This window comes from Donghicola tyrosinivorans, from assembly GCF_003003355.1.
Taxonomy (GTDB): Bacteria; Pseudomonadota; Alphaproteobacteria; order Rhodobacterales; family Rhodobacteraceae; genus Donghicola; species Donghicola tyrosinivorans.
In genome coordinates this window covers 75,459-98,139 of sequence record NZ_PVTQ01000013.1, presented here as the reverse complement: position 1 = coordinate 98,139, position 22,681 = coordinate 75,459, and the positions used below count along the sequence as shown (strand labels likewise).

The 22,681-nt window shown below is 62.6% G+C and carries 20 protein-coding genes; 11 read left to right on the top strand and 9 right to left on the bottom strand.

What is annotated here, in order from left to right; genetic code table 11:
• Positions 1–90: 90 nt before the first annotated feature.
• The 3 genes from tcuA to CLV74_RS23400 all read left to right on the top strand — a co-directional run bounded on the left by tcuA (position 91) and on the right by CLV74_RS23400 (position 2,659).
• Positions 91–1,422 (top strand): FAD-dependent tricarballylate dehydrogenase TcuA, encoded by a 1,332-nt coding sequence (gene tcuA, locus CLV74_RS16690; protein WP_245888580.1) that lies wholly within the window; start codon positions 91–93, stop codon positions 1,420–1,422.
• On the top strand, positions 1,406–2,467 hold the full coding sequence (tcuB, locus tag CLV74_RS16685; protein WP_106267019.1) for a tricarballylate utilization 4Fe-4S protein TcuB: 1,062 nt from the start codon (positions 1,406–1,408) through the stop codon (positions 2,465–2,467). The genes tcuA and tcuB overlap by 17 nt, the downstream gene beginning before the upstream one ends.
• A gap of 66 nt (positions 2,468–2,533) precedes the next feature.
• Positions 2,534–2,659, top strand: a complete 126-nt coding sequence (locus CLV74_RS23400; RefSeq protein ID WP_281260665.1) for a hypothetical protein — start codon at positions 2,534–2,536, stop codon at positions 2,657–2,659.
• On the opposite strand, the gene CLV74_RS16680 is transcribed toward CLV74_RS23400, so the two are convergent.
• On the bottom strand, positions 2,656–3,666 hold the full coding sequence (locus CLV74_RS16680) for a LacI family DNA-binding transcriptional regulator (protein ID WP_106267101.1): 1,011 nt from the start codon (positions 3,664–3,666) through the stop codon (positions 2,656–2,658). The two genes, CLV74_RS23400 and CLV74_RS16680, sit on opposite strands and share 4 nt — an antisense overlap.
• Positions 3,667–3,971: 305 nt before the next feature.
• Here CLV74_RS16680 and CLV74_RS16675 point away from each other — a divergent pair, with 305 nt between their 5' ends.
• The 5 genes from CLV74_RS16675 to CLV74_RS16655 all read left to right on the top strand — a co-directional run bounded on the left by CLV74_RS16675 (position 3,972) and on the right by CLV74_RS16655 (position 9,380).
• On the top strand, positions 3,972–5,240 hold the full coding sequence (locus CLV74_RS16675; RefSeq protein ID WP_106267017.1) for an ABC transporter substrate-binding protein: 1,269 nt from the start codon (positions 3,972–3,974) through the stop codon (positions 5,238–5,240).
• Positions 5,241–5,329: 89 nt separating this feature from the next.
• Positions 5,330–6,175, top strand: a complete 846-nt coding sequence (locus tag CLV74_RS16670) for a carbohydrate ABC transporter permease (RefSeq protein ID WP_106267015.1) — start codon at positions 5,330–5,332, stop codon at positions 6,173–6,175.
• Positions 6,172–7,008 carry a carbohydrate ABC transporter permease gene (locus CLV74_RS16665; protein WP_106267013.1) on the top strand — a complete coding sequence of 279 codons (837 nt, stop codon included), beginning with the start codon at positions 6,172–6,174 and terminating at the stop codon, positions 7,006–7,008. Before CLV74_RS16670 ends, CLV74_RS16665 begins: the two co-directional genes overlap by 4 nt.
• Positions 7,009–7,037: 29 nt before the next feature.
• Positions 7,038–8,078, top strand: coding sequence for an ABC transporter ATP-binding protein (locus tag CLV74_RS16660; RefSeq protein ID WP_106267011.1), 1,041 nt, complete (start codon positions 7,038–7,040; stop codon positions 8,076–8,078).
• A gap of 21 nt (positions 8,079–8,099) precedes the next feature.
• Complete coding sequence (locus tag CLV74_RS16655) at positions 8,100–9,380, top strand: MGH1-like glycoside hydrolase domain-containing protein (protein ID WP_106267009.1); 1,281 nt, start codon at positions 8,100–8,102, stop codon at positions 9,378–9,380.
• Between the two features lie 33 nt (positions 9,381–9,413).
• Here CLV74_RS16655 and pyk read toward each other — a convergent pair whose 3' ends face one another.
• Genes pyk through CLV74_RS16625 form a run of 6 tightly spaced genes read right to left on the bottom strand, consistent with a single transcriptional unit; the run spans position 9,414 to position 17,207 of the window.
• Entirely contained in the window at positions 9,414–10,817 is a 1,404-nt protein-coding gene (pyk, locus tag CLV74_RS16650) for a pyruvate kinase (protein ID WP_106267007.1), read from the bottom strand.
• A 22-nt stretch (positions 10,818–10,839) separates the two neighbouring features.
• The gene (locus tag CLV74_RS16645; RefSeq protein WP_106267005.1) at positions 10,840–12,105 is read right to left on the bottom strand and encodes a glycerate kinase type-2 family protein; all 1,266 of its coding nucleotides are present in this window, start codon (positions 12,103–12,105) and stop codon (positions 10,840–10,842) included.
• Positions 12,092–13,162 (bottom strand): tartrate dehydrogenase, encoded by a 1,071-nt coding sequence (locus tag CLV74_RS16640; protein WP_106267003.1) that lies wholly within the window; start codon positions 13,160–13,162, stop codon positions 12,092–12,094. Before CLV74_RS16640 ends, CLV74_RS16645 begins: the two co-directional genes overlap by 14 nt.
• 7 nt (positions 13,163–13,169) lie before the next feature.
• Positions 13,170–14,252: a tartrate dehydrogenase gene (locus CLV74_RS16635; RefSeq protein WP_106267001.1), complete on the bottom strand. Its 1,083-nt coding sequence runs from the start codon at positions 14,250–14,252 to the stop codon at positions 13,170–13,172.
• A gap of 12 nt (positions 14,253–14,264) precedes the next feature.
• Positions 14,265–16,256: a tripartite tricarboxylate transporter permease gene (locus tag CLV74_RS16630; RefSeq protein ID WP_106266998.1), complete on the bottom strand. Its 1,992-nt coding sequence runs from the start codon at positions 16,254–16,256 to the stop codon at positions 14,265–14,267.
• Between the two features lie 6 nt (positions 16,257–16,262).
• Positions 16,263–17,207: a tripartite tricarboxylate transporter substrate binding protein gene (locus tag CLV74_RS16625; protein WP_106266995.1), complete on the bottom strand. Its 945-nt coding sequence runs from the start codon at positions 17,205–17,207 to the stop codon at positions 16,263–16,265.
• Positions 17,208–17,419: 212 nt separating this feature from the next.
• Here CLV74_RS16625 and CLV74_RS16620 point away from each other — a divergent pair, with 212 nt between their 5' ends.
• The 3 genes from CLV74_RS16620 (at position 17,420) to CLV74_RS16610 (ending at position 20,546) form a co-directional block, all read left to right on the top strand.
• Entirely contained in the window at positions 17,420–18,352 is a 933-nt protein-coding gene (locus tag CLV74_RS16620; RefSeq protein WP_106266993.1) for a LysR family transcriptional regulator, read from the top strand.
• Positions 18,353–18,428: 76 nt separating this feature from the next.
• The gene (locus CLV74_RS16615; RefSeq protein ID WP_170108085.1) at positions 18,429–19,286 is read left to right on the top strand and encodes a LysR family transcriptional regulator; all 858 of its coding nucleotides are present in this window, start codon (positions 18,429–18,431) and stop codon (positions 19,284–19,286) included.
• A 96-nt stretch (positions 19,287–19,382) separates the two neighbouring features.
• The gene (locus CLV74_RS16610) at positions 19,383–20,546 is read left to right on the top strand and encodes a mandelate racemase/muconate lactonizing enzyme family protein (protein ID WP_106266989.1); all 1,164 of its coding nucleotides are present in this window, start codon (positions 19,383–19,385) and stop codon (positions 20,544–20,546) included.
• Between the two features lie 170 nt (positions 20,547–20,716).
• Here the strand turns inward: CLV74_RS16610 and CLV74_RS16605 are convergent, their stop codons facing one another.
• Positions 20,717–21,613 (bottom strand): amidohydrolase family protein, encoded by an 897-nt coding sequence (locus CLV74_RS16605; RefSeq protein WP_106266986.1) that lies wholly within the window; start codon positions 21,611–21,613, stop codon positions 20,717–20,719.
• An 87-nt stretch (positions 21,614–21,700) separates the two neighbouring features.
• Positions 21,701–22,660: a substrate-binding domain-containing protein gene (locus tag CLV74_RS16600; protein ID WP_211299069.1), complete on the bottom strand. Its 960-nt coding sequence runs from the start codon at positions 22,658–22,660 to the stop codon at positions 21,701–21,703.
• Positions 22,661–22,681: the final 21 nt, after the last annotated feature.

The following is a 22,681-nucleotide window of genomic DNA, read 5'->3' as shown; positions in this document are numbered from 1 at the left end:
AAGACGGAGACCGATTTGACCCAAAGTCATTCCCCGACCAATCCCGACATTGTGGTGATCGGGGGCGGGAACGCGGCCCTTTGCGCCGCCATGACCGCTGCTGAAGCGGGCGCAAGCGTGCTTGTTCTGGAGGCCGCGCCCAAAGCCTATCGGGGCGGCAATTCGCGCCACACACGCAACTTTCGCTGTATGCACCAAGGCCCTTTGGGGCCGCTGGTCGAAAGCTATTCGGAAGAAGAATACCTTGCCGATCTGATGAAGGTCACAGGCGGCAAGACCGACGAACAGCTGGCGCGTCTTGCGATCCGCACGTCAGAGGAATGCCTGCCGTGGATGCAGGCCCACGGTGTGCGGTTCCAGCCCTCGCTCTCCGGCACGCTGTCGCTGGCGCGGACGAATGCGTTTTTCCTTGGGGGCGGCAAAAGCCTTGTGAATGCCTATTACCGGACGGCGCAGCAGCTGGGGGTTCAGGTGCTGTATGAGGCCGCTGTGACCCATGTGCATCTGGCCGGTGATCAGGTCGAATACATTGACTACACGCATATGGGCGAAACCCACCGGATCACACCGAAATCGGTGGTGGTGGCCTCGGGCGGGTTTCAGGCGGACACCGACTGGCTGGCCCGGGCATGGGGACCTGCGGCCAAGAACTTTCTGATCCGCGGCACGCCCTATAACCGCGGCGTCGTGCTGGCGGACCTGCTGGATCAGGGCATCGCCCAAGTGGGCGATCCGACCCAATGCCATGCGGTGGCCATCGATGGCCGCGCGCCAAAGTTCGACGGCGGGATTGTGACGCGGCTGGACTGTGTGCCTTTTTCCATCGTGGTGAACCAGAACGCCGAGCGGTTCTATGACGAAGGCGAGGACGTCTGGCCCAAACGCTATGCCATCTGGGGCAGGTTGGTGGCCGCGCAGCCCGATCAGGTCGGGCATGTGATCATTGACGCGAAATCCCTTGATCTCTTCATGCCCTCGGTCTTTCCGCCGATCAAAGCCGCCAGCCTGCGCGAACTGGCCGAAAAGATGGGCCTGCCCGCCGACGGGCTAGAGCGCACAGTGGGCGAATTCAACGCCGCTTGCGGGGATACCTCTGGGTTCCATCCCACCGAACTGGACGGGGTCTCGACCACGGGGCTGACCCCGCCGAAAACCAACTGGGCGCGCCCGATCACCCAGCCGCCGTTCTACGGCTACACCCTGCGGACCGGCGTCACCTTTACCTATCTGGGGCTCAAGGTTGACGAACGGGCGCAATGCTCGGTCGGGCAGGGGCCTGTGCGCAACCTTTGGGCTGCAGGCGAGACGATGGCCGGTTCGATCTTGGGGCAGGGCTATCTGGCCGGTTTCGGCATGACCATCGGAACCGTCTTTGGACGCATCGCAGGCAAGGAGGCCGCCGCTTATGCAAACGCACACTGAGGTTCTAGAGGAAGCTCGCCGTCAGGCCGAGATTTGCAACGCCTGCCGCTATTGTGAGGGCTATTGTTCCGTGTTCCCCGCCCTGCACGCGGAACGGGCCTTTGCCGACGGGAACCTGACGCAACTGGCAAACCTGTGTCACAACTGTCGGGGCTGCTATTACGCTTGCCAATACACTGCCCCGCATGAGTTTGATCTGAACCTGCCTCAGGCCTTGGCGAATGTGCGGCAGAGCAGTTGGGAAGAGCTGGCCTTCCCCCAAGCCGCTGGCCGGGCCTTTCAAAAGAACGGGATGCTGATCGCCGTCGCGACGGTCATCGGCTTTGCCCTGCTTTTTGCTGCCCTAAGGGCCTTGCCCGCCGCTGGTGGCGAGGGCTTCTACGCCGCGCTGCCTCATAACGCGATGGTGGCGATCTTCCTGCCCGCCTTCCTGTTCCCGCTGGTTAGCATCGGGATCAGCCTGCGCCGCTACTGGCGGCAGGTCGGTGGTCGGCCCGTGAAACTGTCTCATTTGGTGCAGGCGTTTGGGCAAGCCGCGCGGATGAAGAACCTGAAGGGCGGACATGGGGACGGGTGCAATTTTGAGGATCAGGACCGGTTCTCGCACGCCCGCCGCCATGCCCATCAGGCTGTGATGTACGGGTTCTTGCTGTGCTTTGCCGCGACCAGCGTGGCGACTGTGATGCACTATGCGCTGGGGATGCCCGCGCCCTATGGATTGCTGTCCTTGCCGAAAATTCTGGGAAACTCGGGCGGTCTGCTGCTGGTCGCAGGCTGCGGCGCGATGATCCGGCTAAAGCTGCGATCGGATCGGTCCTTTGGTGCACCTTCGGCCTTTGGGGCAGAGTTGGCTTTCGTGGGGCTCTTGGGTTTTGTTGGGCTTAGTGGTCTGGCGCTTTATGCGCTGGGTCAAACGGCGCTGATGCCCGCGCTGCTGGCGTTGCATCTGGGGGCAGTTCTTGCGTTCTTCCTGTTGGCCCCCTTCACCAAAATGGCGCACGGGTTCTACCGCCTTGCGGCGCTGGTGGCGGACGCGCAGCGATGACGGGCCGGTGCGGGCGGCGGGCGCGACCTATTCGCGCCGCTGGTTGCGGTCATCATCGGGGCCGCGATGGGCGAGGCTGTGACTGCCGTCGAACTGATCGCTTTGGTGATGATCTTGGGCGGCGTGGTACTGATCCAGACCGGCAAGCAACGTGGCTTTCCGGTCGCCCAAGCCCAAGCCAAAACCACTTAAGCTGTGGGGGCAGGGCCGGTGGTGTCACGCACCACCAGCTCGGCCGCCAGTTCTGACACCGTAGGCGGCATTTGTGGATCCTCGATCCGGTCCAGCAGGGTACGGGCCAGACGGTGGCCCAGTTTCTGGGGCGAGACTGACATGGTAGTTAGCGGCGGCGTCGCGACAGCGGCGTCCTGAATATCGTCGAACCCGATGACCGAGACATCCTTGCCGGGTTTCAGCCCCAGACGGGTCAGCGCCAGACTGGCCCCGATCGCGACCACGTCGCCATTGCAGACCACCGCCGTAATCTCGGGATGCGCGCGGATAAGGGCGGTCATGGAATCAAGGCCCGCCCGCTTGTTGTCCTCAGAGTCCCAGATCAGGCCGGAACCCAAGCCGCGCTCGGCCATGGCAGTCTTGTAGCCCGCGATCCGGTCGCGCCGCACAAAGGTCATATCGGTCCCGCCCAAGTAGGCGATGTGCCGGTGGCCAAGGTCGGCCAGATAGTTGGTCGCCACGCCGGTGGCCTCGGCGTTGCGGATGCCCACGTGGTCCAGATCACGGCGGACGTGCCGCAGAAAGGTGACCGTGGGAATGCCGTGGGCGGCCAGCAGATCGAACGCCTTGTCGGGCGTGTTCATCGCCGGAACCCACAAAAGGCCCCCGCGCCCGTGCCGGATGAAGGCCTGCAACTGCCGTTCTTGCCGCGCAGCATCGTCACGGGTGTCAACGATGGAGACCATGTAGCCTTCGTCCTCCAGCAGATCGACCACGCCGCTGACCACCTCGGCGTTGAAGGGGTTCATCAACTGGTTGATGACAAAGCCGATCTCGCGGTTTTCACCCGACCGCATGGCGGCGGCGCGCTGGTCGGTGACGTAGTGCAGCTTGCGGGCGGCAGCCATCACCTTGTCGCGGGTCTGCTCTGAAATCCGGCCGGTTCCTCGCAGCACTTGGCTGACGGTCGGGATCGAAACCCCCGCCTCTTTCGCGACCGTTGCCAGAGTGGGTTTGCCCGACATCATGCCTCATTTGATAGAACGATTAGGCATCTTTTGTGGCGGAAAACACCGTCAGGATCAAGATTTTCCGCAGGGATATGGAGTCTGTCAGATGAATTGATGCAATTCACATACAGATTCTGATTGACGGAAGGTATATCGTTATATCAAGCTTAGCCTCACGCCGGAGGATTCTCGTCCTGCCCAAAAAGCGGGCGACTCTGGTTAAAGGTTCCGCTGATCTCCGCCGGATAAAGGGAGACGGCTGAACGACATCGCACATCAGCGGGGAGGCTGGTGTGTTCCGTCATGAAAGGGAGGACTCCATGACGCTTCGTTCCAAATTCTCCGGTATGGCCTCTGGCCTTGCCATCCTGTGCGCGGCGGCTGCGGCGCAGGCTGAAACCCTGTTCTGGTCAACGCAGGCCCGCCCCGTGGAAGAGGCGCAGGCGATGCGCGAACAGGTTCTGGCGGGCTATGGCAGCGCCGTTGATTATCAACCGAATGAGGACGGCCCGTGGCTGACCCGTTTGCAGGCGGAATTGCAGGCGGGCAAAGGTACAATCGAGGTGCTTGGCGCCCTGCACGGCAACTTTGCCGCCATGAATCCCGATGATCTGGTGGACCTTGGCGATCTGGGTGTTGCGGCGGAAAGCGCCACATTCAACAGCCTCGCGATGCTGGGAACCGACCAGATGCAGTACCTGCCGTGGATGCAGGCCAGCTACATCATGGCCGCCAATAAAGAGGCGCTGCAATATCTGCCCGAAGGCGCGGATATCAACGCGCTGACCTATGATCAGCTGATCGCATGGACCGCCGCCGTTGAAGAGGGCACCGGCCAGAAGAAATTCGGCTTTCCCGCTGGGGAAAAGGGCCTGAAGCACCGCTTCTTCCAAGGCTATCTCTACCCGTCCTACACGGATGGTGTGGTGCGGACCTTTGCCTCGGACGCGGCGGTTGAGGCGTGGGAAAAGTTCCGCGAGCTGTGGTCGCACACCAATCCGGCCTCGACCAACTTCTCGTTCCTGCAAGAGCAGCTGCTGTCGGGCGATGCGTGGATCGTCTTTGACCATACCTCGCGACTGGCGCAGGCGTTCAATGAACGTCCCGATGATTTCGTTGCCTTCCCCGCGCCCGCAGGCCCCACGGGGCGCGGCTTTATGCCGGTGCTGGCAGGTTTGGCCATCCCCAAGACCGCGCCCGACATGGAGGCATCCAAGGCGCTGGTCCAATACATGATGCAGCCGGAAACCCAGATTGCGACGCTGAAGGCCACGAACTTCTTCCCCGTGGTGCCGGTTGATCTGCCGGACGATCTGCCCCCCGCCGTGAAGGCATCGGGCGATGCGATTGCCAAGATGAGCGGCGCGGCTGATGCGAACCCCGGCCTCCTGCCTGCGGGGCTTGGCGACATGGGCGGCGATTTCAACCGCGTCTTCGTCGACACGTTTGAGCGCATCATCTTGGGCGGTCAGGACATCCGCGCGGTGCTGGATGATCAGAAGTCCACGCTGGCGGGCATCATGGAAAAGACCGGCGCCCCCTGTTGGGCACCTGACGCGCCGTCCGAAGGCGCATGTCCGGTCGAATAATCGCGCTAAACTAATCTGGTTCGGGCCAACTTCGGCCCGAACACCCCATTCCCCGACGGCCCCTTGGCCCGTTGGCACGGAGAGGTTCCATGACTCCGCGATATCTGCCCTACGTCCTGATCCTGCCAGTCACATTGTTTCTGGGGGTGTTCTTTCTCTACCCGTTCGCACTGGTGGCCAAGCAGGCTTTCACCACGGGCGGTGGCTTTACGCTGGATAACTTCCGCGAGGTGGTCGGCTACTGGAAGTTCCCGATTTCCCTCAAGAACACCATGCTGCTGGCCGCCATCGTGGTGCCGGTGCAGCTGGCGCTGGCGCTGTTGATGGCGACAATGGTGAACCGGATGCAGAAGGGCCGCGATCTGGTGCTTTATGTCTGGACGATCCCGCTGGGGATTTCGGACCTTGCGGCAGGCATCATCTGGCTGGCGATTTTTGAACAGTCGGGTTTTTTAAACTCGATGATGACGGGGTTGGGGCTGGTGGATCAGCCGATTACGCTCTTGGGCTATCAGAACCCGTGGCTGGTTTTCGCGGCCATTGCGCTGGCGGAAATCTGGCGTGCGACGGCGATCATGCTGGTGATCTTGGTGGCGGGCATCGGCCTGATCCCCAAGGAATATTATGAGGCGGCCGAGGTCTTTGGCGCCTCCCCGTGGAAGCGTTTCGTCAAGATCACACTGCCCCTCTTGCGTCCGTCGCTGCAAACCGCGCTGATCCTGCGGGTGGTGCTGGCGTTTGAGGTCTTCGCCGTGGTCGTGGCCCTTGGGGGCACCCTGTTCCCTGTGCTGATGGGGCAGATCTATTCCTACCAGTTTGACCTGATGAACGGCGGCGGCGCGGCGGCGCTTGCGCTGATCGTGCTGGCGATCTCGGTCGTGTTCACGCTGATCATCCTACGCGCCCTGCGCGTCCCGAAAGGAGCCACCATATGACCGCGACAGATGTCTCATCAGGCGCCGCGCAGCGTCGCAGTGGGCATTACCTTTATGCTGCTTCGGTTGCGCTGCTGTGCGCGTGGGTGCTGGTGCCGCTCTATTTCCTGCTGATCAACACCCTCTCGTCGCCGGACACGGTGAACAGCTTTCCCAAGCCGTTCATTCCCGAATTCGACTGGGGCAGTCTTGAGTTTTTTGCCGGTTATGAGGGCATGCTGAAGGCGCTGAAGAACTCGGTCGTGGTGGCGGTGCTGACGATGATCATGTCCATCGCCGTGGGGGCCCCTGCGGGCTACGCCCTGTCGCGGTTCGAATTTCGCGGCAAGGGGCTGTTCCGGATGCTGGTGCTGCTGACACGGGCCTTTCCGCTGCCGCTGCTGGCGCTGCCCTTGGCGGTGATGTTCATTCGCACGGGGCTGGATGACACGGCCATCGGCCTTGCGCTGGTGCATACCACGCTGGCGATCCCCTTTGCGGTGCTGATCACTTTCTCGCTGTTCTCGGGCATCCCGATTGAACTGGAAGAGGCCGCGTGGACCCTTGGCTGCACCCGCTTCACCGCCTTTACCAAAGTGGTGCTGCCGCTGATCCTGCCCGGCATTGCGGCCTCGGCGATCTTTGCCTTCGTGATCTCATGGAATGAGGTCTTCGCCGCCGCCGTCCTGACGATCGAGAACCGCACCCTGACGGCCTTTCTCTTGGCCAAACTGGGCGAGGCACCCCTGCATCTGAAATTCGCGGGCGGCTTTATTCTGGTGGTTCCGGCGCTGGTCTTCATCTTCGCCGTCCGCAAGTACCTTTTCGCTATGTGGGGCATTGCGAACCGCTAAGGCGGCGCTGTCCTAGGGAGACTGACACAATGGCAGAAATCCAGATCAAGGGCGTCGCCAAAAGCTTTGGCAGCTACACGGCCCTGCATGACATCAACCTGACCATTCAGGATCAGGAGTTCGTGGTCCTTCTGGGGGCCTCGGGCTGCGGCAAGACCACGCTTTTGCGGATCGTTGCGGGGCTTGAGACCGCCACCACCGGCGAGGTCTGGATCGGCGGCAAACGTGTGGACCATCTGCCGCCCAAGGATCGCGGCATTGCGATGGTGTTCCAGAACTACGCGGTCTTTCCGCACCTCACGGTGTTCGAAAACATCGGCTTTGGCCTGCGGATGAAAAAGCTGCCCAATGATGAAGTCAAACGGCGCGTCGAACGCACTGCGGGCCTGATGCACATCGAACAGCTACTGGGCCGCTACTCGGGCGAGCTTTCGGGCGGTCAGCGTCAGCGCGTCGCCGTGGCCCGCGCTCTGGCGATGGAGCCTGACGTGATCCTGATGGACGAGCCCTTGTCGAACCTTGACGCCCTTTTGCGGATGGAGATGCGGGCCGAGTTGAAAGGCGTTCTGGCCGAAAGCAACACCACCGCGATCTATGTCACCCACGATCAGGTTGAGGCCATGTCTATGGCCGACCGCATCAGCGTCATGCATCAGGGGCGCATTGTGCAGGCGGCCTCGCCCATTGAGGTCTACCGCAATCCCGCCGCCGAATTCGTGGCCGGTTTCATTGGCAATCCGCCGATGAACTTCCTGCCCGCAACGCCGCAAGGTGGGGGCAGATGGGCCGTGGCAGGGCAGGTTCTGGACGGACCCCAGACCCCAAAGGCGTTGAAATTCGCCATCCGCCCCGAAGATCTGCGCCTTGCCGATCACGGGCTGCAAGCTGTTGCCAAAGTGATCGAGCCCTTGGGCGCCCATCTGCTGGTCACCTGCGATGTGAATGGGGCGTTGTTCCGCGCCGTGTTGGACAGCGATCTGTCCGTGAAACCGGGGGATACCCTGACCCTTGCCCCGCAATCCGACCGCATCCGCTGGTTCGATCCCGAAACCACCCGCGCCGTCGCCTAAGACCGGCCAGAGACTAGACCTATGCAAAGACACGAAATGATCGATCACGCGCGTCTGGTGATGCGCGACAATGACCGTGGCACCTACACTGTGCCGACCCACGGGCTTTATCCGTTCCAGTGGAACTGGGACTCTGCCCTTTCGGCGTTGGGGTTTTCCCACTTTGACGAGGCCCGCGCGTGGCAAGAGCTGACGACCCTGATGGCCCACCAATGGGCCGACGGCATGGTCCCGCACATCATCTTTCACCGGCCCGACGATGGGTACTTTCCGGGGCCAGAGGTCTGGGGCACCGGACATACGCCTCCCACATCGGGGATCACCCAGCCAGCGGTGGCGGGCTTTGCCGTGGCGCGCATCCACGCCCGTGCCCACGACAAGGTGCTGGCCGATGAACAGGCGCGGGCGCTGCTGCCCAAGATTCACGCGTGGCACCAGTGGTTCTACCGCTGCCGTGATCCCCAAGGCACTGGTCTGGTCGCCGTCCTGCACCCGTGGGAGACGGGGCGCGACAACTCGGTCGATTGGGACGCGGCCTTTGAGCGTGTCCCGACCGAGGGCGTTGCCCCCTTCACCCGCCGCGACACCACCCACGCCAATCCGGCGCATCGCCCCACAGATGACCAGTACAAACGCTATATCTGGCTGGTGCAGACCTTCCGCGCGCTTGGCTGGGATAACTCCAAGCTGCACGATGCCTCGCCTTTTCAGATGGTTGATCCCGGTTTCAACGCCATCCTGATCCGCTCGTGCAATGACATCGCCGATCTGGCTGAACGTCTGGGGCTGGATGATATCGCCGTGCAATCGCGGGACATGGCCCGTCGCGGCTTGGACGCGATGGAGACCCTGTGGAATGACCGCCTTGGTCAATACGCTTGCCTTGACCGCACCACCGGCGATCTGCTGGACAGCCCGTCGATCGGCGGCATCCTTGCCGCCTTTGCGCCCATCCCCAAAGCCCGTGCGGCCGCCCTTAGCCAACGGGTCGAGGTGCTGTCGCACAGCTGTAATTATCTGGTCCCCAGCCACGACCCGACCTCGCCCGATTTTGAGGGGCTGCGTTACTGGCGCGGACCGGTCTGGCTGATCGTGAACTTCATGATCGCGGACGGGCTAGAGCAGGCCGGAGAGACCGCCATGGTTCCCCGCATTGTCGGCGACTGTCTGGCGCTGATCGAGGACAGCGGCTTCGCCGAATACCACGATCCCATCACCGCCGAACCCTGCGGCGGGGCCCACTTCACATGGACCGCCGCTATGGTGATTGAACTGCTCTATGCCCACGGGCTGGTGGTCTGATCCAGCGGGGCGCTTGTGGATGGGGCTACTATTTCACGCCCCTCCAAACGCTCCGACGCGGATGTTGTTGGTCTGGCCGGACGCGCCTGAGGGCTCGCCGCAGAGCATCACGAAACAGCCCGCCCCTTGCAAAAGCATCTCGCAGCCTTGCTGCGCTTGCCGGATCATTCCGCCATGATCAGAGGCCGCGTTGTCTTGGCAAGCCGTTGCTCCCCAGACCAATGCCATGCGCCGCTGGACCGCCGGATCAGGGGTCAGCACCACCAGCGGCAGACCGGACCGCCGCGCCGAGACGCGCAGGGCCGTGGCCCCGCTGCGGGAATAGGCCACGATGGACCGCGCACCCAAGGCGCAGGCCAGTTTCGCCCCCGTATTGGCGATGGTGTCGGCGGGCGTCACCGCAGGTTCGCGGCTTGCGGCCAACGCCCCCAGATATAGCTGATGGGACTCGGTCGCTTTGATGATCCGGTCCATGACCGCGACGGCCTCGACCGGATATTGCCCTGCGGCGCTTTCGGCGGACAGCATCACCGCATCGGCCCCGTCATAGACTGCCGTCGCCACGTCCGAAGCCTCGGCCCGTGTGGGCGCGGCGGCGGAGGTCATGGATTCAAGCATCTGCGTTGCCACGATCACTGGCGTTGCCATGCGGCGGCAGAGGGCGATGATGTCTTTCTGGTGGCCCGGCACGGCCTCTGGCGGGATTTCGACCCCAAGATCACCCCGCGCAATCATGATAGCGTCGGCGCGGGTCACGATGGCCTCGATCTGTGTCAAGGCCGAGGGCTTTTCGATCTTGGCCACGATGCCTGCGCGGCCTTGCACGATCTGCGCGATTTCTTCCAGATCGCTGGCCCGTTGTACAAAAGACAGGGCCACCCAATCCACCCCGCGCGACAGGCCGAATTCCAGATCAGCGCGGTCTTTGGCGGTCAGGCACGGCATCTCCAAGACACAATCAGGCAGGTTCACCCCTTTGCGGTCGTTCAGCGCGTGGCCCGAGACCACTTTGGCCGCGATCGTACCCTCTGTGACCTTGGTCGCGACAAGACAGACGCGGCCATCGTCCACCAGCAGCCGGTCGCCTGCCTTCAGAGCGGCGAAGATTTCCGGATGGGGCAGGGGGATATCATCGCCCTGCGCTGTGTCGCTGTTGATCAGGCGCAGGGTCTGGCCCTGTTTTACGGGCCGCACACCCCCCAGAACTCCAAGCCGGATTTTCGGCCCTTGCAGGTCTTGGAGGATGGCGATGGGGGTGCCGGTCTCTTGTTCCAGCGCCCGTAGGGCGGTGATCACCGCGTCATGGTCGGCGTGGGTGCCGTGGCTGAAGTTCAGGCGAAAGGTGTCTACGCCCGCCTCAAACAACTGGCGCAGCACTTTGGGATCACTGCTGGCGGGGCCGACAGTGGCTAGGATCTTGGCGCGTCTTTGGCGCATGTTATGGGTCTCCGGAAAGGCTTTAGCGCGCGGGGCCTGAGATCAGGATGGCGCGGAAATCATTGACGTTTGTCAGGGTGGGGCCGGTGATGATCTGATCCCCGAGGGCGGCGAAAAAGTTATGGCTGTCGTTGGTTGCCAAGGCTTTGCTGGCCGACAGACCCAACGCGCGGGCGCGGCCTAAGGTGGTTGCGTCCACAAAGGCGCCCGCCACATCGGCGGCGCCATCCACTCCGTCCGTATCGCAGGCGATGGCAGAGATACCGCTGGCGGCGTTCAATGCATGGGCCAAGGCTAAGGCGTATTCGGCATTCGGTCCGCCCGTGCCGTCACCGCGCCGCGTGACCGTGCATTCCCCGCCCGACAGCAGTAGCAGGCGTTCGCCAGCAGCCAAACGGGATTGCTCTGCCAATGCCAGAGCCGCGTGGTCGCGGGCCAGATCACGGGCCTCGCCTTCAAGATCATCGGCAAGGATGCGGACAGAAATGCCCTGATCTTGCGCCAGATCTGCGGCGGCTTGAAGGGACAGCATCGGGGCGGCGATGATGCGGTTTTCTACTTCGCTCAAGGCGGGGCTGTCTGGACGATGCGTCACCGGATCGCCCGTCAGCACAGCCATTTGTTCCGGCGTCAGCAGGATGTTCCAGCGCTGCGCGATATGCAGCGCGTCTGCTTGGGTCGTCACATCACCCACCGTAGGGCCAGAGGCGATGCCCGCCGGATCATCCCCCGGTACGTCCGAGATGATCAGCGTCAGCATCCTTGCCTCACACATAGCGGCCAGATTGCCCCCTTTTATGCGGCTTAGGTGCTTGCGCAGGGTGTTCATCGCCCCGATGGGCGCGCCCGAGGCCAGCAAAGCGCGGCTCATGTCCTGCTCTTGCGCCAGAGTAATTTCCCCCGCAGGCCACGTCAGCAGGGACGAGCCGCCACCTGAAATCAGGCACAGGACGAAATCGTCGGAGCCGCAGGTTTGCAGCAGCGACACCATGCGCTGGGTGGCATCAAACCCCCGTTGGTCAGGCACAGGATGGGACGCCAAAGCAACCCTGATCCCCTGCAAAGGGCGGTCATAGCCGTCGCGGGTGATGATCAGTCCGTCGCAGGGGCCCCAAGCGGCCTCGACCGCTTCGGCCATGCGGGCGCTGGCTTTGCCTGCGCCGATCACCACCACCCTGCCTGCGGGCCGAGGAGGCAGCGCCGCAGGCAGGGCAGACATCGGGTCGGCCGCCGCCACGGCCGCGCCAAAGCACGACCGCAGCAAGGTGCGGGCCTCAGGACAGGGCATCAGCGATGGCCTTTCCGCAGGTGACGGTGTCCGCGCTGCCCCCCAGATCGCGGGTGCGCAGGGCGGGCTGTGCCAGCACGGTTTCAATGGCGCTGACCATCTCGGCGGCGGCCTCGGCGTGGCCCAGATGGTCCAGCATCATCGCGCCTGCCCAGATTTGCCCGACGGGGTTCGCCACCCCTTGCCCCGCAATATCGGGGGCCGAGCCGTGGACAGGTTCGAACAGCGAGGGAAAGTTCCGCTCGGGGTTGATGTTGCCCGAGGGCGCAATCCCGATGGTGCCGGTGCAGGCAGGCCCCAGATCCGACAGGATATCCCCGAACAGATTGCTGGCGACCACCACGTCGAACCGATCAGGGTTCAGCACGAAATGGGCGGTCAGAATGTCGATGTGGTACTTGTCCACGGTGACCTCTGGGTAGTGCTGCGCCATCTCTGCGACACGCTCGTCCCACCACGGCATGGTGATGGAAATCCCGTTGGATTTCGTGGCCGAGGTCAGCCGCCCCCTTGGCCGTTTCGCTGCCAGTTCAAAGGCATAGGCCAGCACGCGGTTAACCCCGTGACGGGACATAACCGTTTCCTGCATGACGACCTCTCGGTCGGTGCCCTCGAACATCTTGCCACCGATCGAGGAATACTCCCCCTCGGTATTCTCGCGTACGATCCACATATCGATGTCGCCCGGTTTGCGCCCTGCCAATGGGCAAGGCACCCCCGGCATTAGCCGCGCGGGCCTGAGCGAGATATACTGATCGAACTGCCGCCGGAACTGGATCAGCGAACCCCAGAGGGACACATGATCCGGCACCGTATCCGGCCAGCCCACCGCGCCAAAGAACAGGGCGTCATGACCTTCGATCTGCGCTTTCCAGTCATCAGGCATCATCTGCCCGTGGCGCTGGTAATAGTCGCAAGAGGCAAAGTCGAACTCGTCAAACTCAAGCCCGATCTTGTGCCGCTTGGCGACGGCCTCAAGGGCGCGAATGCCCTCGGGGACCACTTCTTTGCCGATGCCGTCACCGGCAATGACAGCGATTTTCAATGCGTTGCTCATGGAGGCCTCAGGCATTGCGGCCACGGATCGCGGCGATGACCGCATCAGTGACGGCGCGAGTGGTGGCCTTGCCGCCCAAGTCGGGCGTGTGCAGAGAAGGATCGGCGGTGACACTTTCGACAGCGGCCATCAGGCGATCCGCGGCGGGCTTTTCGCCCAAATGCTCCAGCATCATGGCGGCGGTCCAGAAGGTCGCCACGGGGTTGGCAACGCCCTTGCCGGTGATGTCAAAGGCCGAGCCGTGGATGGGTTCGAACATCGACGGAGTGTCCCGTTCGGGGTTCAGGTTCGCCGTGGGCGCCACACCGATGGACCCCGACAGCGCCGCCGCCAGATCCGACAGGATGTCCGCGTGCAGGTTGGTGGCCACAATCGTATCAAGGCTGTCAGGGTGCATGACCATGCGCACGGTCATCGCGTCCACCAGCATCTTGTCCCAAGTCACATCGGGGAAGTCCTGCGCGACCTCGGCGGCGATCTGATCCCAGAGGACCATGCCATGACGCTGCGCGTTCGATTTGGTCACCACAGTCAGCAGCTTGCGGGGACGCTTTTGCGCCAGCTGGAAGGCATAGCGGATGATGCGTTCCACCCCTGCGCGGGTAAAGATCGACACATCGGTTGCCACCTCAATCGGCAGACCGGGGTGCGAACGTCCCCCTTGGCCTGCGTATTCCCCTTCGGAGTTCTCGCGCACGATGACCCAGTCCAGTTCGGTCCGGTCCACACCCCGCAGAGGCGAGGTGATGCCCGGCAGCATCCGCGTGGGCCGCACGTTGGCGTATTGGTCCAAGGGCTGGCAGATCGACAGGCGCAGGCCCCAAAGCGTCAGGTGGTCCGGCACATCAGGCGCACCCACCGCGCCAAAGAGGATCGCGTCAAAGGCCCGCAGCTGGTCCGCGCCATCTTTGGGCATGAACTCACCGGTGCGCTTGTAGCGGTCGGTGGACCAGTCAAAGTTGGTGGTCTCTAGGGCAAAGCCGCCGTCGCGTTCAGCCAGTGCGTCCAGCACCTCAAGGCAGGCGTCTACAACTTCCACACCGATCCCGTCACCGCCGATTGCGGCGATCTTATGCGTCTTAACAGTCATTTTATTCTCCGATTAGAAAAGTAGTCCTGCGGGCATCCGCAGCAGCAGGACGTTGGCCATCAGCCACCAGAAGCCAGAGCAGATCAGCAGGCCGGTCAGCCCCCAGATCAGCCAGCGGCGCAGGGGCGGGCGGTCATAGTCAGCGATCAACATGATCGCGGCAAAGGCGGCAAAGCTGGTCACCAGAAAGCCGACCAGCGGCATTACAAAGACCCACGCCAGCATCACGGCCCCCAAGGCGATCCGGCGGATTGCGCCAGCATCCCGTTGGCGCGGCTTGGGCTCAGCGGCAGGGCGGCGCAGGTGCTGGATGACCAGCAGACCCGAGAACACCGCCAGCGCAGCCCCGATGGTCTTGGGGAACACCGATCCCAGCATCGACATGCCAGAGGCACCGGTCCAGATCACCGCGCCAAGGGCGATGAAGGCCACGGCAAAGCCGATAGAGGGCAGATCGCGGGTCTTGATTTCCGGCGCGATGGTGGTGCCTTCGTCGGCCACGGGTTCGCTCATCTGGGCGCGGCGCTTGGCCTTCCAGTCGGCCCAGATCGGGAACAGCAGGGTCACAAGGGCGGCGATGATAATGCCGATACTGATGGGACGGCTGAAGAACATCTCTGGCAGGCGGCCTGTGGCATTGCCGATCAGATAGGTCTGCACAAAGCCCTGTTCCGCGATGGACCCCAGCACCAGCCCCAGCACGATAGGCGAGGGTTGAAAGCCGTAACGGTTCAGCACCCAAGCGATCACACCCAGACCCACCATCAGTTGTGCGTCCGCGACGTTGGAATGGATGGCGAAGGCACCGATGATGGTCAGCAGGGCAACCGTGGGGGCCAGCAGGGTCTTGGGGACCTTGATGATAAAGCCATAGGCATAGCGGCCGATCAGCAGACCCACAGGCAGCATCAGAAGCGTGGCAATCAGCAGACCCCAGATGAAGGTGTAGACAACATTGCCATCGGTGGTGAACAGGGTCGGCCCGATCTTGATGCCCTGCACCAGAAGAGCGCCCATGATGATCGCGTCCGGCGGCGTGCCGGGGATGCCAAGCACCAGCGTCGGGATAAAGCCCCCGCCGACGGTGGCGTTATTGGCGGCCTCGGTGGCGATGACGCCGTCGGGGTTGCCCTTGCCAAAGGTCTCGGGGCGTTTGGCGGTACGGCGGGCCTCGGAATAGCTGACAAGACCCGCGATCGAGCCGCCCGCACCGGGCAGAATACCGATCACTGTGCCGATCACGGAGGATCGCAGCAGGTTGCCCCAGCGGCTAAGGGCGTGACGCGCGCCTTCCATCACCCGCAGACCACCCGTGGCCGAGGGGCTAAGATGCGGATCGGGCGAGGCGACAAGGTCCAGAATGACCGGCACACAGTAAAGGCCGATGATCGCAGATGTCAGGTCAACGCCGGCCAGAAACCGTTGCATGTCCATGGTATAGCGCACATCGCCCCCCACCACGGCCACACCGACCATCGACAGGAACAGGCCAATACACGCGCCGATCAGACCCTTCACGGTGTTGCCCACAGACAGGGCAGCGATCAGCGTTAGGCCGAACATCGCCAGCCAGAAGTATTCAGTCGGACCAAAGGCCAGTGCCACCCGTGCCAGCGGCGGGGCTAGCATCAACAGGGCCAGCGCCCCCACGATCCCGCCCGCCACCGAGGCAAGCGTGGCCAGCGAAATCGCCAGCCCCCCGTCGCCGCGCTTGGCCATGGGAAAGCCGTCAAAGGTGGTGGCAATCGCCGAGGGCGTGCCGGGTGTGTTCACCAGAATGGCCGCATAGGCCCCGCCGTAGATGGCTCCGGTGTAGATCGCGCCGAGGGCAATCAGCCCCCCGGCGGGATCCATTGTGAAGGTAAACGGGACAAGCACGGCCACCGCCATGGTCGCCGAAAGTCCGGGCAATGCGCCGATGATCGTTCCCAGTATGACGCCGACCAAAGCCAGCATCAGGTTAAAGGGTGTCATCGCGTCCAGAAGGTAGCCGAGAATGTCCATCGTCGTTTACTTGATGATCCCCAGCGCCTTGGCGCCTGCGGTGTATTCCTCGACGCGTTCGGCAACAAAGGCGTCCATCTTGTCGTAGCCGATGTCGGTCAGAACAAAGCCGCCGCTTTCCATCTTCTCGACAAAGCCTGGCTGCGCGTTGATCTTGGACACGATATCGGACACCGCCTGACGGGTCTCTTCCGAGGCCGAGGCAGGCACAGCCACACCGCGATAGGCACCGCCTACGATGTCAAAGCCCAGTTCTTTGAAGGTGGGCACATCGGGGAAGGCGGGCATACGCTCTTCGGCGGCAACGGCCAGCATCCGCAAGGCATCGCCCTGCGCCACGCCCGAGGTCGCATAGTTAAAGCCCGCAGTGGTTTGGCCGCCAAGGATCGCGGTGATCGACGGGCCGGTGCCCGAGAACGGCACATAGGTGGTGATCACATCCGCCGCCGCATTCAACTGCACCGCCGCCAGATTGTTGGCCGAGTTCGAACCCGATCCCGCAAAGGTCACCATGCCGGGGTTGGCCTTGGCATAGTCCAGCAGATCAGCCAGCGTCTGGTATTCGCTGTCCTTGGTCACAAAGATCGCGTTGGGGGTGTAGTGGAAATAATGCACGGGCGTCAGGTCTTCGGTCTTGTACCCGACGGACCCCGCCAGCGGTTGCAGCACCGTATGGGGCATGTTGATGCCCATCACCGTATAGCCATCACCGGGCAGCGAATTCAGCTGCGACCACGCCTGCGCACCGCCCGCGCCGGGCTGGTACTGGATCACGACCTGCTGGCCGGTCACGGCCTCCCACTCGGACTGCTGATAGCGCGCCGAGACATCGGATTCGCCGCCTGCGTTGAAGGGGATGATGTAGGTCATCGCCTTGTCGGGAAAGCCTTCGGCCAGTGCGCCACTGGCTGCCACCAGCGCGGCAAATGCCGTTGTCAGAATAGTTCTCATGGTAATCCTCCACTGTGTCCGGCCTGCGGGTGCAGATCGGATGGGGCCGGTCGCCCTATCGGTTCGAATTGTTGTGCGTCAGCGCCCCGTTGCGCCCGTGCGAGACGGGCATTCGATCCGGACCTCCTCTGTCCGAATGGATAGACCCTAGACTGGTTCATTGAATTTGTTAATTTCAGAATAGGAAGTTCATTAGTGCGTTGAGGGAACGAATGAGCGAAGGCGATCTAGGGTTCTTTGTCACGCTGGCGCGGCACGAAAGCTTTGCCGGAACTGCGCGGGAATTGGGCGTGACGCCTTCTGCGGTCAGTCGTCGTTTGGCGCGGCTTGAGGACCGTCTAGGCGTGCGCCTGATGCAGCGCACCACGCGGCGGGTCAGCCTGACCGGCGAAGGCGCGGCCTATTTCGCCAAAGCCCAACGCCTATTGGGCGAGATTGAGGAACTGGAAACGTCGCTAAGGGCGGGGCAGGAACACCCCTCGGGTCTGCTGCGGATCAACGCGACCTTTGGTTTCAGCCGTGGCTATATCGCGCCCTGCGTGGCCGAATTCTCGGCGCTCTATCCGGATGTTGAGGTGCAATTGGTGGTCACGGACGCGCCCCTGAACCTTGTGGAGCAAGGGGTGGATCTGAACATCCGCTTCGGCTCGCCGCCGCCGTCGGGGCTGTATCAGCGGGTGTTGCAGCGGAACCGGCGGTTCATCTGCGCCTCGACCCGCTATCTGGAACAGCACGGCACGCCGCAGACCTTAAGCGATCTGGCGCAGCACAGTTGCATCGTCCTGCGGCAAGAGCATGGCATCTACGACATCTGGCGCTTTGACGAAGTAGACGGCCACGCGGATTCCGTCCGTGTGAACGGCCAGCTTAGCACCAACGATGGCGAGATGGCCCGCGAATGGATGCTGGCGGGGCGGGGGATCATGTTGCGGTCCGAATGGGACGTGGCCCACCACGTGCGGCGCGGCACGCTGAAGGTGCTGCTGCCCAAACATTTCCAAAGCGCCAACATCACCGCCATCTACCCAGAGCGGCACCAGCTGACCGCCAAGGTGCGCCTTTTCGTCGATCTGCTGTCCCGCCGCCTGCAAGAGGTCAACGCCGCCACGCCCCTCCAGATCGCACCTGAACTGCTGGAAGGCTGATCCGCCCGGGTGAGGCGTCGACAAGCGGGCCAGCCCGTGTCATTGATACGGCTTAGGCATGTGTCAGAGGGCGATCATGGACCTGTCGCAGATCGAGGATTTTCTGGAACTGGCGCGGACGCTGAACTTTTCCCGCGCCGCCGAGGGGCGCAATATGACCCAGCCTGCCTTCTCGCGCCGTATCCGTGCGCTAGAGGATGCTATCGGCACGCCCCTGACCCAGCGCACCACCCGCAGCGTCACCCTGACCCAAGCAGGCCGCGCTTTTCTACCCCGCGCCGAGGCGCTGGTGCGCATGGCCCAAGACGCGCGGACCGAGGCGCTGGCCGCCGCAGGTCTTGCCCAAAAGACCCTGACCTTGGCCGCCACTCACGCGCTGTCCTACACCTTTGTGCCCCGCTGGCTGATGGGGATTTACGGCGCAGCGACGGCAGGAACGTTGAACCTTGTGTCCGACAGCTTTCAGTCGTGCTTGCAGTTGATGGCACGGGGTGAAGCGCAATTCTTTATCTCTCACAGGGGGTTGGGCGAGGCACCCGCGGCGCTGCAAGCCTTTCGCACCATCACCATCGGGCAGGACATTTTGCTGCCCCTCTGTGCGCCGGACAAGGACGGCGAACCGATGTGGCGACCTGGTCCCGATGCGCCGCTGCTGGCATACGCGCCCGCCTCTGGCCTGCATGCGATCCTGCAAGGGGTGGCTGGTCAGGTGCGGATGCGATCTGTCCTTGCGGCCAGCAATCTGGAGCTGGCCAAGTCCGGCCAAGGCATCGCGTGGCTGCCTCTGACACTGGCGCAGGATGCCTTGGACAGCGGCGCTCTGGTACGGGCCAGTGACAGTGATCAGGTCCCCGTGGATATCGTCCTGCACCGCCCGCGCGCCCGCCTTTCTGCCCATTGTGAGGCGGTCTGGGACAGGGCCGCCGCCACATGATTAATACGCATTCAGTATGAATATAGCCGGAAACGGCATTTCTCTTTGCGCCCCCGTGGCGCGTAGCCTGAGGCCAACCAATCAGGAGAGAATGCCATGCGCATCATTGATATTGTTGAGGTGACCAAGCCCATCGCCTCGCCCATCCGCAACGCCTACATCGACTTTTCCAAAATGACCGCCAGCCTTGTGGCGGTGGTGACCGATCAGGTCCGCGATGGGCGTCGGGTGGTGGGCTACGGGTTCAACTCGAACGGGCGGTACGGTCAGGGCGGTTTGATCCGCGAACGCTTTCGGGACCGCATTCTTGAGGCCGATCCTGCGTCCCTCTTGAATGAAGACGGCAGCAATCTGGACGCCCATAAAATCTGGGCCGCTATGATGCAAAATGAAAAGCCGGGTGGTCACGGGGAACGCTCGGTCGCGGTGGGGACCATCGATATGGCGGTCTGGGATGCCATCGCGAAGATCGCGGAAAGGCCCCTGTTCCGGATGCTGGCCGACATGAAGGGCCTTGAGGCCAACCCCCGCGTCTTCGTCTATGCGGCGGGGGGGTATTACTACCCGGGCAAGGATGACGGCGCCCTACGGGCCGAGATGCGCGGCTATCTGGATCGCGGCTATAACGTGGTCAAGATGAAGATCGGCGGTGCTTCCTTGGCCGAGGACCAGCGCCGGATCGAGGCCGTTCTGGATGAAATCGGATCAGAGGCGCAGCTGGCCGTGGACGCCAATGGCCGCTTTGATCTGGAGACCGCGATTGCCTACGCCAAGATGCTGCGCCAGTACCCCCTGTTCTGGTACGAGGAAATCGGCGATCCGCTGGACTATCAGTTGCAGGCCGCGATGGCCGAGTTCTACCCCGCCCCGATGGCCACGGGCGAGAACCTGTTTTCGCATCAGGACGCCCGCAACCTGATCCGCTACGGCGGCATGCGCCCTGACCGCGACTGGCTGCAATTCGACTGCGCCCTGTCCTACGGTTTGGTGGAATACCTGCGCACTCTGGACGTTCTGGATCAGGCGGGCTGGTCGCCCAAACGCTGCATCCCCCACGGCGGCCACCAGATGTCCCTGAACATCGCGGCGGGCTTGGGCTTGGGCGGGAACGAGAGCTATCCCGACCTCTTCCAACCCTACGGCGGCTTTCCCGACGGGGTGCAGGTGATCGACGGTCACATCACCATGCCCGAACTGCCCGGCATTGGGTTCGAGGGGAAATCGGACCTGATCTCCGTGATGCGCGATCTGGCAGAATAACCATTTGGAGGCGCGGCAGCACCGCAACCGCACACTTGCAACGCGGCATGCGTTACCACCTTAAATATACATATTCGACTGTTTATATGTAGAGACACCGCCCGAGTGGCGGTGCCTAGCAAGTATCGGCGGCACACGGTATGTCCTCCCCCGTGTGTCGCCGTTTTCCGTCACAGTTTGTAGAACCGTTCGGCGTTGTCATGGAACAGCTTCATCCGCTCGTCCCGACTGTAGCTTGCCGTGATCTGTTTAAAGGCGTCGAAAATCGTCCCGTAGCTTGAGAACAGTTTGTCCACGGGGAAGTTCGAGGCAAACATGCAGCGGTCGATCCCGAAGATCGCGATGGCCTCTTCCACGTAGGGGCGGATGCTTTCGGTGGTCCAGTTGAAGTCCCCCATTCCCAGACCCGAGATTTTGCAGGCCAAATTCGGCGCTGAGGCCAGTGTGCGCATGCCCTCGCGCCATGCATCGAAATGCTCGATCCCGTCCACCTGCATGCCGGTGTGGTTCAGGATGATCTGGGTGTCGGGAAAGTCGCGGGCCAGTTCGTGGAACTCGGCCATTTGGGGATAGTAGAGCTGCAAATCAAAGCTCAGATCCCGCCGAACCAACTCCTGAAATCCGCGCCGCCATTCGGGGGTGCGGCTGACCTCGGGGCACGAGAGATAGGTCTTGGCCGGGTCTTCGTGATAGTTCATCGATTGGCGGATGCCGCGGAAATTGGGGCTGTCCATATGGGCATCCAGTAGATCGCCCACATCGGGTTTGCTGAAGTCCGCGTAGCCGACAATCCCGTGGGGAAAGCCGCGCTTGTTGGCGATGGCCTGTAGCCAGCGGGTCTCGCCCACCGGATCGGCTGGGTCGTAGCCCACATCCAGATGCACCGATTTCACAAGGTTCTGACCTGCGGCGTCGGCCAGAAAATCATCCAGCAGATAGTCGTGGATGATGGCGCTGTAATCGCCGAAGGCCGAAGGCTTGGCACCGTCGTTCAGCCACGGATAATAGTTGTTCGTGATGTCCCACAGATGGTGGTGCGGGTCGATCAGGGGAATGTCGTCGCTCATAGCAACCTCTGTCAAAGCAAGGAAAGACAGGCCCCCGTCAGTAACGGGAGCCAGCAGGTTGTCGCCCGAAGGCGGTGGAGAGCCGGATCAATCCTGCGGGAAGACGCGCGCGATGACGGCCTTTGCTTCGTCGCTGTCGATCTTGTCAGCGGTTACAAGCGGCATCAGCAGCGCCATATCCTGCGTGGTTTCCTCGCCGTTCAGGGACTTGTAGACCTGCTCGGTCGCGTCGATGCCTTGGCCCACGGCCTCTTGGAAGAAGATGCCCTGAATGGCACCGTCCTTCATCAGCTGGATGGTGGTGGGGCTGCCGTCAGCCACAGTCACTGCGACCTGACCGGTCATGCCGCGCGTCTCCAGCGCCTTTGCCGCGCCAGTGCCCGCCTGATCGTACATGCCGTAGATCGCCTTCACGTCAGGGTTCGCGGTCAGCAGATCGTTCGCCTGTGTGACCGCTTCGTTGATCGTGAGGCCTTTGGTTTCCAGCATCTGCACCAGTTCACAGCCGTTGTCGGCAAAGGCTTCTTCCGCGCCTTTCAGGTACTTTTGCGCATTCTCGCGGTCTTGGGGCAGCGAAAGCATACCAACCTTGTTGCCACCGCGTTCTTTGGCCAATTCGCAGGTGAATTTGCCTTGGGCGATGCCGGTCTCATAGTTGTTCGCGGTCACCGCCGAGGTGTAGTTGGTCAGACCCGGTTGCGGGCCGATGCCGGTGAAGGCCACTGGAATGCCCTCTTTCTCAAGGTAGTTCAGGAACGGCGGGGTCGAGGTCGAGCTAACCGGCCCGATCACGATCGCATCGACGCCGCGGGTCACGGCCACGCGGGCGTTGTCCATCTGTTTCGCGGGCGAGTTTTCAGAGGTGTATTCCACATACTCCATTCCCAGCTCTTCCGCTTTTTGCTGCACGCCGCGGGCGACCCATTGCCAGTAGTCGATGTCCAGCGACGGGGCGATGTAGGCCACCGTCTTTTTGTCTTCGGCATGGGCCATTCCGGTGGCGACTGCCAGCAAGGATGCCGCAAGAATTGCTTTCTTGAAAATCATCATCATATCTCCTCCGCGATG